At 61.9% G+C, this 13,152-nt stretch carries 13 protein-coding genes and 1 pseudogene; 9 read left to right on the top strand and 5 right to left on the bottom strand.

The annotated features are described in order from the left end of the window. Positions 1–123: 123 nt before the first annotated feature. The 5 genes from QZY06_RS11345 (at position 124) to QZY06_RS11325 (ending at position 3,103) form a co-directional block, all read left to right on the top strand. On the top strand, positions 124–669 hold the full coding sequence (locus tag QZY06_RS11345; RefSeq protein WP_295684258.1) for a MarR family winged helix-turn-helix transcriptional regulator: 546 nt from the start codon (positions 124–126) through the stop codon (positions 667–669). A gap of 29 nt (positions 670–698) precedes the next feature. Continuing rightward, complete coding sequence (locus tag QZY06_RS11340) at positions 699–1,322, top strand: hypothetical protein (RefSeq protein WP_295684256.1); 624 nt, start codon at positions 699–701, stop codon at positions 1,320–1,322. A gap of 142 nt (positions 1,323–1,464) precedes the next feature. Beyond that, positions 1,465–2,214 carry a hypothetical protein gene (locus QZY06_RS11335; protein ID WP_295684254.1) on the top strand — a complete coding sequence of 250 codons (750 nt, stop codon included), beginning with the start codon at positions 1,465–1,467 and terminating at the stop codon, positions 2,212–2,214. 14 nt (positions 2,215–2,228) lie between these two features. Beyond that, positions 2,229–2,831 carry a cytochrome c oxidase subunit 3 family protein gene (locus tag QZY06_RS11330; RefSeq protein WP_295684250.1) on the top strand — a complete coding sequence of 201 codons (603 nt, stop codon included), beginning with the start codon at positions 2,229–2,231 and terminating at the stop codon, positions 2,829–2,831. Next, positions 2,828–3,103 (top strand): cytochrome C oxidase subunit IV family protein, encoded by a 276-nt coding sequence (locus QZY06_RS11325; protein WP_295684248.1) that lies wholly within the window; start codon positions 2,828–2,830, stop codon positions 3,101–3,103. Before QZY06_RS11330 ends, QZY06_RS11325 begins: the two co-directional genes overlap by 4 nt. A 191-nt stretch (positions 3,104–3,294) precedes the next feature. On the opposite strand, the gene QZY06_RS11320 is transcribed toward QZY06_RS11325, so the two are convergent. From QZY06_RS11320 to QZY06_RS11310, 3 genes are read right to left on the bottom strand one after another with little or no spacing between them, the layout of a single operon-like run. After that, the gene (locus tag QZY06_RS11320; protein WP_295684246.1) at positions 3,295–3,801 is read right to left on the bottom strand and encodes a RidA family protein; all 507 of its coding nucleotides are present in this window, start codon (positions 3,799–3,801) and stop codon (positions 3,295–3,297) included. A gap of 4 nt (positions 3,802–3,805) precedes the next feature. After that, on the bottom strand, positions 3,806–4,540 hold the full coding sequence (locus QZY06_RS11315) for an SDR family NAD(P)-dependent oxidoreductase (protein WP_367275617.1): 735 nt from the start codon (positions 4,538–4,540) through the stop codon (positions 3,806–3,808). Positions 4,541–4,570: 30 nt separating this feature from the next. Beyond that, positions 4,571–5,908, bottom strand: coding sequence for an acyl-CoA dehydrogenase family protein (locus QZY06_RS11310; RefSeq protein ID WP_295684240.1), 1,338 nt, complete (start codon positions 5,906–5,908; stop codon positions 4,571–4,573). 59 nt (positions 5,909–5,967) lie between these two features. On the opposite strand from QZY06_RS11310, the gene QZY06_RS11305 reads away from it, so the two are divergent. Together QZY06_RS11305 and QZY06_RS11300 are read left to right on the top strand one after the other, a co-directional pair. Then, positions 5,968–6,933: a helix-turn-helix domain-containing protein gene (locus QZY06_RS11305; RefSeq protein ID WP_295684237.1), complete on the top strand. Its 966-nt coding sequence runs from the start codon at positions 5,968–5,970 to the stop codon at positions 6,931–6,933. Positions 6,934–7,390: 457 nt separating this feature from the next. After that, a complete protein-coding gene (locus QZY06_RS11300; protein ID WP_295684233.1) occupies positions 7,391–8,638 on the top strand; it encodes a nitrate/nitrite transporter in 1,248 nt (415 codons plus the stop codon). Positions 8,639–8,813: 175 nt separating this feature from the next. On the opposite strand, the gene QZY06_RS11295 is transcribed toward QZY06_RS11300, so the two are convergent. Together QZY06_RS11295 and QZY06_RS11290 are read right to left on the bottom strand one after the other, a co-directional pair. After that, on the bottom strand, positions 8,814–8,948 hold the full coding sequence (locus QZY06_RS11295; protein ID WP_295684230.1) for a hypothetical protein: 135 nt from the start codon (positions 8,946–8,948) through the stop codon (positions 8,814–8,816). A 4-nt stretch (positions 8,949–8,952) separates the two neighbouring features. Further along, positions 8,953–9,255: pseudogene (locus QZY06_RS11290) on the bottom strand (thiolase family protein); the annotation flags it as partial. Positions 9,256–9,485: 230 nt separating this feature from the next. Here QZY06_RS11290 and QZY06_RS11285 point away from each other — a divergent pair. Then, positions 9,486–12,407: a Tn3 family transposase gene (locus QZY06_RS11285; RefSeq protein ID WP_295684225.1), complete on the top strand. Its 2,922-nt coding sequence runs from the start codon at positions 9,486–9,488 to the stop codon at positions 12,405–12,407. Between the two features lie 324 nt (positions 12,408–12,731). Further along, a complete protein-coding gene (locus QZY06_RS11280; RefSeq protein WP_295684223.1) occupies positions 12,732–13,049 on the top strand; it encodes a helix-turn-helix transcriptional regulator in 318 nt (105 codons plus the stop codon). Positions 13,050–13,152: the final 103 nt, after the last annotated feature.

Genomic DNA, 13,152 nt, shown 5'->3' with positions numbered 1-13,152 from the left:
GTTCTCGCAAGCGTCCGGATCCGAGTCCCAGACCGAAGCTGCCGCCAACTGGGTCAAATTCATCAACACCGAAATCGAACGCAATCAGGCGCTCAGAGCTCGCGCCGGATAGGCACGCTCGTCATGACCGCACCGATCAAGCCACCGATGGCAGGACGCAGTCTCGATGGCTTCCTGCGTACTGGTTACCTCATCCACGATGTGTCGCGATTGCGCCGTGCCTTGTACGACCAGCGCTCGCGCCATCTGGGCATTACCCGTTCGCAATGGTGGGTGCTGTTCAATCTTTCGCGTGACGAGGGACGTCCTCGCAACCAGAACGAGCTTGCGCAGTTGCTTGAAATCGGCAATGCCGCAATCGGCGAGTTGCTGATGCGGTTGGAGAAGGCTGGCTTCGTCCGCCGTCAGCGGGTACCGGGCGATCGTCGTTCCAAGCACGTGCAGATTGCCGAGCGCGGCCGGGAGGTGCTGGAGCACATGCGCCTGGTCGCCCACGCCAGCAACGACGGGATCATGGAGGGCATTTCCAGTGAAGAACAGCGCCTGCTGGATGATCTGCTATCGCGGATGAAGCACAACCTGATGACGCAGATTCAGCAGGACGACGCCATCACCGGAGAAGCGACAGGCCAGGAGTCGCCGGCACAGTCGCAATGGCGTCTCGGATGAGTTGCGGGTTTCCGACGGAAGAAAGATCGATGACACCCATCAAACTGATGCGCCCAACGGCCATCGTCGCGCTGCTGATGCTCACGTTGCCGTTCTCGGCTCGGGCCGAATCCGGCTGGATGGCCGAGTTCGTCTGGAGCCCGCAATACTGCAGTCAACACCATGATTCGCGCGAAGTGCAGTGTCAGCAGGCGAATGGCTTCGTGCTGCAGGAGTTGGTGAGAATCGTCGACGGCCGCATCGCCGATGACTGCGATGACGGCGCGCAGCTCTCGCAAGACACTGTCGGCCAGATGGCGCGTTTCACCAAGAACCGGGTCCGGACCCGGATGTCCTGGCAGCGGCACGGCCGTTGTTCCGGCTTGTCGGAGACCGATTACGCGGCGTTCGCTGAGCATGTCGATCGACGCATGAGCTGGCCCGTTGGCTACCAGCCGGGCAGTCCGGAACAGTTCAGCACGCCGGCCGATGTCATCGCGGCCATCAAGGACGACAACCCGGGGCTCAACGAACAAGCCATGGCATTGCGCTGCAAGCGCCGAGAGCTGGAGTCGATCACGCTGTGCCTCGACGACCGCTTCGAGTTATCGGCCTCGGCGTGTCTGCTAAGCAGCAACTGCGGCGACAGCGTCCGATTGCGCGCCAGCCGCTAAAAGCGAAGAAGTTTGCCAACTGTCACTTCGGTGACAGCGCGCAATCAGCCGACGCTGACACACTCGCATCGGCGCCCACGCAACCGTCACCGCTGCGCTGCTGGCCGAACCACACAGAACAACAACCAAGGGGAATGAAGGGATGACGCCATCGACAGGAACGACCACAGGACCCGAGCAGTACCTCGCCCGCGATGTCGCGGTCGCCAAGTTGCTGGCCTGGTCGGGCATTGCCCTGGTCATCTCGCTGGTGATCACCCAGGGCTTCCTGATGGGCTTCATCCCGCCGCCATCGCCCAACCTGAGTGCGGAAGAGCTGGCGCAGATCTTCATCGACCGCAAGATCGGCATCCGCATCGGTTCGCTGATCCAGTGCATCTGCTATTCGTTCTGGGGCACCTGGGCGATCTCGATCGTCGTCTGCATGCGGCGCATGGAGCGCGGCATTCCCGTGGTCACCTATGCCTCGATCGCCAACGCCGGTGGCGCCTGGGTGTTCTTCCTGCTGATGCCGATCACCTGGGCGATGATCGCGTTCCGGCCGGAGAGCATGGACCCGAAGTTCATCCAGATCATGAACGACTACGTCTGGTTCATCTTCATCCTCAGCTGGCCGCCGTTCGCGATCTTCATGGTCCTGATCGCCACCGCCATCTTCCGTGACCACAACCTGCCGACCATCTATCCGCGCTGGGTCGCCTTCTTCAACCTGTGGTGCGCGGTGCTGATCACGCCGGCCGGGCTGATCGAGTTCGTCAAGACCGGGCCGTTCGCCTACGACGGCGCGATCTCGTTCTGGTTCATCTACATCGTGTTCTTCGGCTGGATCATGGTCATGAGCTTCGTGACCCTGAACACGCTGAAGCGGACTGCCTTGCAGGCAGCAGCCTGACGCGCGACCGCGCAATGTCCGACAGCAGCGAAGACACGGCGCTCGCGCGTGGCAGCAAGGGCCACATCCCCGGCGAGGCAGGCATCTGGCTGCTGATCGCCGGCGATCTGCTGATGTTCTCGGTGCTGTTCGTGATCTTCCTCGTCTACCGCGCCGGCGATCTCACGGTGTTCCAGGCAGGCCACGCGCGGCTCAACCAGACCTGGGGCCTGGTCAACACGATCCTGATGCTGAGCAGCTCCTGGCTGGTCGCCACCGCGATCCAGGCGGCACGGCGGCAGATGAGGCGAGTGGTGGTCGCCTGCTTCGGCCTGGCGCTGCTCTGCGGCCTCGGCTTCATCGTCGTCAAGGTCTTCGAGTACAACGAAAAGATCCGCGCCGATCTGACACTGACCACCAACGATTTCTTCATGCTGTATTTCAGCTACACCGGCATCCACCTGATCCACGTCGTCATCGGCATGGGCGTGCTGACCACGCTGATGCTCTACAGCCGCTCCGGCAATTTCGCGCCGGCCAAGCTGCGTAATCTCGAGTCCGGCGCCAGCTTCTGGCATCTGGTCGATCTGCTGTGGATCGTGCTGTTCGCGCTGCTTTATCTGGTGGGTGCGAAATGAAGGCGCTGCTGCTGTCGAGAGTCACTGCGGTCTGGGCGCTGCTGATCATCGCCACGACGCTGTCCTGGCAGCTCGGTCATGGCGCCGGCTTCGACGATGCCCGCCAGGCCGGTGCCGCGATCCTCGTCGTCACCTTCATCAAGGTACGCCTGGTGATGCGCGACTTCATGGAGATTCGCCATGCGCCGCGCTGGATGCGATTGATCGGCGATGCCTGGATCGTGCTGATCACCGTGTTGCTGGTTGGCTTGTTTCTCAAGACCGGTACGTAGGCGGGCAGGGTAACGACAATCTGCCGTTATCTCGGGTAGGGAAGCGCCGGTATCAGCCGGAAGCGCCTTTCGGAGCTTCAGCCGCGCCGCTCCAAAGCAGTCCTGTAGTCACCCACGTCGCTAACCTGCTGACCCTCAAAGCCGGCAAGCGCTTTATCTTGAAACCTGACGCGGGGAGTCGCGAACTCTGACTATTGATCTCGAACGCGCGACGCTCGTGACCGGAGCGCGATCGTGAGCATCAGCGCGACAGGAACGTTGCCAGGCAGGTTGCGAACGCCGCAGACCGAGCGTGCATGTCCCGCCTGCGAGCCGAACAGCGTTGCGATCAGATCTGAGGCGCCATCGAGAACCGCAGGATGGGCGAAGAAATCCTCGGTGCACGCGACGTATCCGTCGAGCCGTGCGATGGCTGCGATGCGTTGAAAGCCGCCCTGATGCCGCTGGATCTGTGCCAGGGAGTTCAAGACGCATTGCCGGGCCGCGTCGCGACCCTGCTCGATCGAAACCTCCCGACCGAGCAAGCCGCTCCATGGGCTCTTGCCGTCTTTGAGCGGGCCCTGCATCGAAACGTACAGCGTCGATCCTGATTCCACGACCGGGAGGTAGGCACCCAGCGGCTGCGGTGCCTCCGGCAAGCTGATGCCGAGCTCACCCAAGCGTTCAACGATCAGGTCCTTCGAACGTACGACGCGCACGGATTTACTTGCCTGCACTTGATCCGCCATCGACCGGCAGCACCACGCCGGTAATGTAGTTCGAGTGCGCAAGGTACAACACGGCATCGCAAACCTCGTCGATCGTCGCGACGCGGCCGAGCGGGTGCATGGCCCCGTAGGCTGCGTTCACGTCAGGTCCGTGCATCGGTGTGGCTACAACGCCGGGCGCCACCGCATTCACCCTCACTCCGAACGGCGCCAGTTCCAGCGCCAGGGCTTTCGTCGCGTGATTGACGGCACCCTTGAGCGCCACATTCATCAGCGCGGGCACGCGGTGGTCCGGCTGCAAGGCGAGCGACGCGGTGATACTCACGATGCTGCCGCGCCTACGCTCGCTCATGTGCCGAGCCGCCTCTTGCGAGTGGTAGAGCATGCCTTTCAGATTGGTGGCGATCTGCTCGTCGATCTCCGCAGCAGTGAAATGGATGAAGGGCTTGGCCGTGAACAGGCCGGCGTTGTTGACCAGCACATCGACATGGTCGAACGCGCCGATCGCATCCGAGAAAGCACGGCGCGCCGTGTCCGGGTCGGCGACATCGCCGGCCACACCGAGGAACCGTTCGCCAGCCTTCAGTTGCGTGGCCGTGGCCTGCAGTCGCTCGGTCGAGCGTCCCGTGCCGACGACGCGATAGCCCTCGCGCAGGAATCTTTCGGCCAGCCCCAAGCCAATGCCGCTGGTGGCGCCGGTGATCAGCACGGTGCGTCGGTCGGAAGTCATGTTCTTTTCCTCAAGCTCATTCATGGCGATTCAGTTGCAGCCGAAGCTGGCGTTCAGTGCGTCGTAGTCGGGATGCATCAACAATTCGTGCAACTGCCTGCGACGTACGCCCATGTTGCCGCCGTCGAACAGAGGCAGGACCAGTGCGTCCTGCAGTAGTCCGCCGAGCGGCGAGGAGCGGCCATAGCTCTCGATCCCCACCACGCGCATCAGTTCTGTGATCACGCGCACCGCCGTCTCCGAGCCGAAAATCTTGGAATGCAGCGCCAATTCCGTCGCACCCGGGGCTTGCGCGTCCATGGCCAGGCAAGCTCGCCAGCCAAGTTGACGCACCGCCTCCAGCGAGGTCTTGGCATCAGCCAAGGCGTAACCGACGGCCTGATGCTGAATGATCGGATGCATTCCTCCGCGACTCTGCGTCTTGGCAAAATCGAGTGTGTAGTCGAAAGCCGCGCGCAGCAGCCCCACCGCCATGATGCCGACCAAGGCGGCGGTGCCGGTGAAGCTGGCATCGACCACGGCGCGCCCCTGACCCACGACACCGATGACGTGATCGAGCGGAACTCGCACCCCGTCCATCCTGAATCGCGGTACCAGATGCGCGCGATGTCCGACGGTATCCACGGCCTCGATCAGCGTGAGTCCTCGTTCCGGCCGTGGCACCGCCAGGATGGTCAGCCCGTCCGGGGTGGAAGATCGGCACACCACGCAGAGCAGGTCCGCGCCGCGTGCATCCCAGCCCGTGGCACTTGAAATCCAGTGCTTTTCGCCGTCGATGACCCATGAGTCGCCGTCCAGACGTGCGGTCGTGCGCGTGCCGAAGGGCGTTGACAGCATGAAGTTCGCGCTTCCGCCCGGTTCGCTGTTGGCGAGTGCGGCGAGCGGTGCGCCCCGCCTGTCCAGGAATGGCGGCAGGAAGCGGGTGAGTTGTTCCGGTGTGCCTGCAAGGAACAGCGGCATCAGGCCGAGCAAGTTGGCGAACAGTGTGAGCGACACGTTGACGTCGACCGCGTAGAACTCTTCGGCCACCACAGCCATGTCCATCAGGCCGGAACCGCCACCGCCGAACGGCTGCGGGATCAGCCGATTGAGAAAGCCGGCGGCGATCGCCTTCTCGTAGATCGGGCGAGTCGCCGCGAAGCGCTGTTCCGGGGTTGGCAAATGTTCCGCGACCGCCCTCGTCCGGCTCAGTTCCTCGCGTGCAAAGGCACGCGCATCGGCCTGCAATGTCCGTTGTGCGGGTGTGAGAATGAAATCGAGGGGCATGGCTGGCATCTGCAGGAGGGGTGTGCAAGTGTCGGCCGCCGTGCGACGCGCCTTTTGCGTGATCGCGCGCGGCTTCTTGCGAAATTGCGCATCCGTGTTCATTGACCGGCACGGCGCGCGATGGGCACACTCGAACGCATTCAGGAAGTGCTGGAGTCCACATGCACGTTTGGTCTACGGACGGGCTTCCGGAATCGGCCCACTTCGGCTTCTGGCGAGATGTGATCTGCGAGGCGTTCGCGGCGCTCGACCCGAAAGCGGCCGTGCGATCCAAGGCCTTTCCGAGTTCGGTCACCTTGGACAGCTTCGGTGACGTCAACGTTGCCCGCATCAAGTCCTGCGCCCAGTCCGTGCGACGCGGAGCCGACCAGATTCGTGTCGATCCCCAAGACAGGTTGTTCGTCAACCTTCAGCTCGCGGGCGTCGGCCGTGTGGTTCAAGAAGGGCGCGCGGTGTTCGTGCCCGCGGGCAGCTTCACCATCGTGGATACGGCAAGGCCGTATCGTCTGGAATTTGAAGATGCGTTCGAAGTGCTGTCGCTGCGTCTTCCTCGTACGCGACTGCTTCCCTTCACGGCAAGGCCGGACGAGGTCTTCGCCAAACCTGTGGATGGTCAGAAGGGCATGGGCCGCGTAGCCGTCAGCTTCATGCGACTGTTGCTGGATCAACCGGACGATCTCGCATCCGATCAGCGCGCCGAAATCGCCACGCACCTATGTGATCTGATTGCATCAGCCTCACGCCAGGCAGCGCCGAAGCAACTCAGCGGGCGCGAGCTCGTTCGCCATCACTTCGTGAAGTCTGCTGTCGAAGCGCTTCGTGCCTCACTGGCAGATCCGGACTTGGACGCGGCCTCACTCGCGCGCCGCTTCGGGGTTTCAACGCGCTATGTGCAGCAGGCCTTCACGGACGCTGGTCTTTCGGTGGCCGCGCACATCCGCACGCTTCGAATCGAGCGATGCGCACACGACCTGGCCAACCGGCATGACGGCAGTTCGATTCAGGCCATCGCTGCGCGATGGGGGTTTTCCGACGTGCCGCACTTTACCCGGGTCTTCGGTCAGCATTTCGGATGTACACCGTCGAAGTTCCGGAGACATTCGAGAAATTCAGAGCAACGAAGCTGACGATCGTCTGCTCATCGCGAGCTCGTGGTGAGTAGCCTGGAGCAACGCGGCCATTTCCCGCTGGCAACCAATGACACATCTCGGTCAGATGAAACGGCGGCACAACAACATGCCGTTATCGAGGGTAGGGGAGAGTGGACGCGGACATTCATTTATCCGAGCAGAGAGGCGGGCTTGTTTACCACTCAGTATCAGTGCGGCAGACGAGAAAGCTGTGTTCAGCGCCCCGTGCGCAGACGTATCAATTTCTGGCCAATCCCGCGTGCGCAGCAACATCCCGCGAGCTGTCGCGCTCGCGCAGGGACCATCCGTTGTGGGTACCGCGGGTTCCGGCCATTTCATCAGCATGCTCCGCGATTTTCCCTAGACTGCACGACAGGTCCAACTCGCGGAGCTGCGCATGCACGGCGTTGAGGATGAGCGCAGCAGCACTTCGATATAGGGGCCGCCTTCCCGCATGAGCCGTCGCACCATCGCGATGTTGGCGCTGATCATCGCCGGCGAGGCGGTGTTCATGCTGCCCTTCGTTGTGGCGAGAGTCTTCCGCAGCGCCTTCCTCGCCGTGTTCGGGCTGAGCAACCTGCAGCTAGGCAGCGCGTTCTCGGTGTACGGCATCGTCGCGATGGTCTCGTACCTGCTCGGCGGGCCGCTCGCCGATCGTTTCGCGGCGCGCACGCTGATCACCGTCGCGCTGGTCGCCACGGCCGCGGGCGGGATCGTGTTCGCGTCGATTCCGTCGATTCCGATGCTGATCGCGCTGTACGGCTATTGGGGGCTGACGACGATCCTGCTGTTCTGGGCTGCGCTGATCCGCGCCACGCGCGAATGGGGCGCCGAGGATGCACAGGGCCGCGCTTATGGCGTTCTCGATGGCGGGCGCGGTCTGCTCGCGGCGCTGCTCGCCTCGGCGGCCGTTGTCATGTTCGCGCAACTGCTGCCGCTCGATGTCTCGGCGGCAACCGCCGCGCAACGCAGCAGCGCGCTGCGGGCGATCATTGTCGCGACCACGGCATTCACCGTGCTCGCCGCAGCGCTGAGCTGGTTCGCGCTGCCTCCCGCCACATCGCCCGCGACGACCGGTGCGCAGCGGCAACTCAACTGGATCGGCGTGCGGGCTGCTGCGCGGCTCCCCACGGTCTGGCTGCAGGCGATCGCGATCGTCTGTGCCTACGTTGCCTACAAGGTCACCGACAACTTTGGCCTCTACGCGCACGACGTGCTCGGCTACGACGACATCGCCTCCGCGCGCCTCGGCGCACTCACTTTCTGGACGCGTCCGGTCGCGGCGCTCGGCGCAGGCCTGCTCGCCGACCGCATCGGCGGTACGCGGACCCTGGCCATCGGATTCATCCTGCTCGCGGGCGGTGCCGCCGCACTCGGCGCGGGGCTGCTGCCGGTCAGCGTGCCGCTGGTGCTATTCGCGACGATCGTCGTCACCTGCCTCGGAATCTACGGAGTACGCGGCGTCTACTACGCGGTGATGAACGAAATGCGGCTGCCGCTGGCCATCACCGGCAGCGCCGTCGGCCTGGTCTCGGTGATCGGCTACACGCCGGATGTCTTTGCCGGCCCCCTGATCGGCGCGCTGCTCGATCATGACCCCGGTGCCGTCGGCTATCAGCACGTGTTCTTCATGACGGCGGGCTTCGCTGTTGTCGGTCTGGCGTCAGCGGTGGCGATGCACTACCTCACGAAACGCCCGTAGCGCGGCCCGGAGCCGCACAGATCATTAGTAGCGCTAGGACGCAGGCGGTGCCTTATCGAGCTCTACTTTGCGCGTTTCATCTCAAGTCATGAAGGATGCCAATTGAACGAGCTTATCGGTCTATTCGCACACATCAGCGGCAACGCCATATTTCTCGAGCCGCTTCCTGAACCACTCAAGTGATGAGGGCAATGCAGCCGTCGCTGGCGTCAGCTTGCCGCTCAGAGGGCGCGACGATCTTGCGGACGAAGGCTTCCACCTTCGCGGCGATCTCCGCGGTTCGCTCCGGGCCAGCGCCTGGGTGGTTCATGGGCTCAGATCGCCAGCACGGTGACCACGGCGGCATTGCCCTGCATGCCGGCCGCGCCTCCGCCCATGGTCTCGACCATGCCCAGCTTCGCGTTGGGCACCTGCCGTTCGCCGGCCTGGCCGCGCAGCTGCCAGACGATCTCGGCGATCTGGGCAGTCCCGGTGGCGCCCAGCGGATGGCCGCGCGACAGCAGCCCGCCGCTCGGGTTGACCGGCTGCGCGCCGCCCATCTTCGTGTGGCCACTCGGGGCCAGTTGCGCGCCTTCGCCGGTCTTGCACAGACCCAGTGATTCCAGGGTCAGGATTTGGGGTCATCTGGTTGAAGAAGGAAAAAGCGGCGGTTTGCAATTCGATATAAATCAATAACTTACAAGCATTATTTTCAAATAATCCTTAATAATCAATAGGTTATGGTAGCCCCCTAAGTTTGCGGGCAAGCGAAACCCACAGACTGGTCGGTCCGAAGACCGGACTGGGTTCAGTATTTATTCCCAAAGCGCGCTGATACATTCGGGTAACTCCGTCACAGGGGATGTCAGTGTCGCAGTGGAAAGAACGGTTTCTCGGGATCGATGAACTGCCCGGCGAGTTGACTCCCTTTGAGATGGAAGAGTTTTTCACGCTCGCCCCCAAGGACATCGAGGCGATCTGCGCGGGGTTCAACAAGCAGTTCAGGATTGCTGTTGCGATCCAGCTTGGGTTTGTCCGGCTGTCTGGTGGCCGACTCAACTCCTTCAATACCCTCCCCCGACCGCTGCTGAAGTTCGTTGGTGATCAGCTAGGCTTGGAAGCGCCGTCTATCGCTTCAATTCGAGGGATCTACAAACGCAAGAATACCCGCATTCAACATCAAGCCTGGGCGATGACCTATCTGGGAATCCAGGCCATCACCAAGCGGCAGGAAGCCATGCTGCTCGCTGCCATGAGGGCTGCGAGCAATGGCACGAGTTCGGTTGACCGGCTGATAGATCTCGCCTGTCGATGGCTGGTGGATCGCAAGGTGCTGATCCCTGGTCTTTATGCGATTCGGGAACTTTGCGTCCGAGCTTCAAGTGATACCGAGCAGTCCACCTATGTCACGATCTGCAAGGCGACGACGCCGGAGCAACGCCAAGTATGGGCAGATGCGCTGCTCGCCAGCCGCAAAGACGGTCGCTCCACCTTGGAATGGTTGCAAAGCGCGCCACGACGACGCTCCCCGAAAAATGTTGCGTCGATATTCGAGAAGATCGACTTTCTGACCAGCCTTGGCATCCACGCGGTCGAGCTACCCGGTGTTTCCTCGCAGCGACTACAGGACTATGCGCGCCTGATGCAGCAGCGAAGCCCGCGAAGCTTCAAGCGTCTGAAGCCGGAATCGCAAATCCTGCAGCTGGTGTCATTTCTCAAGGTCAGTCTCAGCCAAGCCTCAGATGCCGCTATCCAGCTGACCGGCAAGATGACCTCCGACATCGTCAGCCGCGCGGCTCAGAACGTCAAAAAGGCGGATGCCACCACTGTCGTAAGCTACCGCGAGGCACTGACCGCCATCTTCGGCATGGCGAACGACGAAAAGCTTGGCGCAACTGCGCTGCGCGAGAAAATTCTTGAGTTTCAGCAAACCTTTGGCAACAAAGTGTTTCCGACTCGGGCTGCAGCGGTGCGTTCGGAATTGGTCGATCAGAACAAGTCAATCCGCCCACTTCTCAAGCGGCTGGCCAATCTGGATGTCAAAGGCAACGACGACGACAAAGGTCTCGCCGGGCTCGGCACCCTTCGCGATCTCTACGAGAAAAGCCGCACAGCCCTACCGGAAAACGTAAAGGGGCATTCCAAACTCTGGGAACCGCTGGTTGGGGAGCAGGCGGATCGCGAGCGCGCCATGCGGGCGTTTGAGGCGGAAACCCTTTTGAATCTTCGGAAAGGTTTCCGCCGCGGCAGCTGCTGGGTGGACTACAGCAACACCTTCCGCGATCGCGACCATCTGCTGATTTCGGCTGCCGACTGGGAAAAGCAGAAGCGTCGCCACTATGGCCTGCTGCGCCTACCCGCCAATGTCGACGACTACCTCAATCCCTTGATCAAGGCCGCTGAACAAGGGCTCAAAGCGGTCGCTTCGGCGCTGAGGCGCGGCGAGCTGGACATCAAGGAAAACGACATCAGTCTCGACCGCCTTGAGGCAGAGGGAGAGGCGCCCGAAGTCTCGGCAGTGCGCCTCATGATCGACCAGGAGATCGGCAGCATCCAGCTGCCTGAGCTGATGCTTGAGATGGATGTGCTGACGCGGTTTTCCAAAGCGCTGCAAGGCCGGCTTCCAAGAAGCGATCGCGAGTTGCTCCTGAATTACGCTGGCGTCCTGGGTTTGGGCACAGACATGACAGCTTCGGGTGTCGCCATGATGGTGACGGAGCTGACTTCAGCGGATGTCGCAGGTGCGATGAAGGGCTTGGAGTTTGATAACGCGATCGATAAAGCCAATGCCCTCGTCCTTGAGTTCATCAACCAGCTGCCGATCATCGCGATGTGGGGCGACGGCAAGTCGGCGTCCTCCGACATGATGAGCCTGACGACCTCCCGGCATCTCTGGAATGCACGACTTGATCCGCGTCGCCAGACGCCTTCCGTAGGCATGTACACCCATGTGCACGATCGCTGGTCGATCATCTATCACCAGCCCATCGTGCTTGGCGAACGCCAGGCCGGGGTCGCCATTGAAGGCGTCATTCGTCAGACCCAGCTCGACCTCAATCGTCTGGCAGTCGACACCCATGGCTACACCGACGTGGCGATGGCTGTTTCCCACGGTCTGGGATTCGACCTCTGCCCGCGCCTCCGTAACTTGCGCGAGCGGCGCTTGACGGTGCCGCGAGGCATGGCTGTTCCCGAATCCATCAAGGAGGTGGTCGATTCGACCCTCAATCTCGAACATGTGCGCGCCCACTGGGACGATCTGGTGCGGGTTCTAGCTTCCATCAGCAATGGAACGATCAGTGCCGTCACTGCCCTGCAGCGATTTGGGTCTGCGGCCCAGGGCGATCCGATCTACCGGGCTGCACAGCAGTTGGGGCGTCTGTTACGGACGATCTACCTCTGCGACTATTTCACCAATCCAATATTTCGGCGCGAGATCACACGGCTTTTGAATCGCGGCGAGCATGTTCACACGCTCCAGCATGCGATCCATCTCGGAGCTGTGCGGCATGACCGCGGTCGCCGACCTGACGAGATGGTTGCCATCTCCGGTGCCCTCACTTTGCTTTCCAACCTGGTGATCGCCTGGCAGGCGAATCGCATGCAAGCTGCTGTCACATCGCTTGAGGCCAAAGGGGTCTCGGTCAGCAAAGAAATGCTGCGCCACATCAGTCCGGTTCGGTATTCCAGCGTCAATTTCCGGGGCACATTCCGTTTCCCGATCGATCGCTACCGGCAGTCGCTGATCATCGATGGGGCTCCGAGCCTTAAGGTCATTCGGTCCAACTAAAAGCCTGAGGTCGATCATCCGAATTTGAAGCCACCATTGGCCAGCACGCGCCCGTCTCGTAGAAGTACGGTACTCCTTGAGGGGGTTGCGGTCGCGGAATCTTGGAAACGGCGACGACTGCGGACGGATTTCGCTTGACTCACTTGCGCGTGCCGATGTCGGCATCGCGATGGGCGTCGTCGACCGATGCCGCTGTGCACTCGGCCGGGGTGATCTTGCGGCGCAGCGATCGACGAGCACACCAAGGCACGATCGCATCGTCGGCTTGTTTAATGGGTGCTATAGTTACCCTTAAACTATAATTTATGTATTATTGAAGCCGTTATGGAAGCGATCAAATATCCTGCCAGTGTCCTCTCCCTTGCCTCGCGATTCGGAGAACTGATGCGGCTTGCTCGTGCTGAGCGGGGCTGGACGCAGACCGAAATGGCGGAGCGACTGCGCGTTTCTGGCACCACGATCAAGAAGATCGAATCCGGAGCACCGGGTACCGCTTTCGGCACCATTATCGAAGCATGCAACCTGCTGGGGCTGTCGCCAGACCCAGCGGCAGGAAGCAACGAAGACGTGCGGCAGCACGCTCTGAAGTACGCGCCGAAAAGGGTTCGACGAAAGCTTTCGCGGCCCGAGCTTGACGTTTGACCGATGAAAGCCATTGGCTCGTACGTCTGGATCTGGCTGCCAGGAGACGGCAATCCAACTCTGTGCGGGTTCTTGCGTTGGCAGGGGCGTGCAGCCGATTTCG

It is taken from the genome of uncultured Nevskia sp. (genome assembly GCF_903885465.1).
GTDB lineage: Bacteria > Pseudomonadota > Gammaproteobacteria > Nevskiales > Nevskiaceae > Nevskia.
Note: the sequence above shows the minus strand (reverse complement) of the source record. Positions and strands in the feature narration are given on the sequence as shown.

Coding starts and splice junctions, on each gene's coding strand:
- QZY06_RS11345 (WP_295684258.1), top strand. CDS start 124: ATGACCGCACCGATCAAGCCACCGATGGCAGGACGCAGTCTCGATGGC.
- QZY06_RS11340 (WP_295684256.1), top strand. CDS start 699: ATGACACCCATCAAACTGATGCGCCCAACGGCCATCGTCGCGCTGCTG.
- QZY06_RS11335 (WP_295684254.1), top strand. CDS start 1,465: ATGACGCCATCGACAGGAACGACCACAGGACCCGAGCAGTACCTCGCC.
- QZY06_RS11330 (WP_295684250.1), top strand. CDS start 2,229: ATGTCCGACAGCAGCGAAGACACGGCGCTCGCGCGTGGCAGCAAGGGC.
- QZY06_RS11325 (WP_295684248.1), top strand. CDS start 2,828: ATGAAGGCGCTGCTGCTGTCGAGAGTCACTGCGGTCTGGGCGCTGCTG.
- QZY06_RS11315 (WP_367275617.1), bottom strand. CDS start 4,540: ATGACTTCCGACCGACGCACCGTGCTGATCACCGGCGCCACCAGCGGC.
- QZY06_RS11310 (WP_295684240.1), bottom strand. CDS start 5,908: ATGAACACGGATGCGCAATTTCGCAAGAAGCCGCGCGCGATCACGCAA.
- QZY06_RS11305 (WP_295684237.1), top strand. CDS start 5,968: ATGCACGTTTGGTCTACGGACGGGCTTCCGGAATCGGCCCACTTCGGC.
- QZY06_RS11300 (WP_295684233.1), top strand. CDS start 7,391: ATGAGCCGTCGCACCATCGCGATGTTGGCGCTGATCATCGCCGGCGAG.
- QZY06_RS11295 (WP_295684230.1), bottom strand. CDS start 8,948: ATGAACCACCCAGGCGCTGGCCCGGAGCGAACCGCGGAGATCGCCGCG.
- QZY06_RS11280 (WP_295684223.1), top strand. CDS start 12,732: ATGGAAGCGATCAAATATCCTGCCAGTGTCCTCTCCCTTGCCTCGCGA.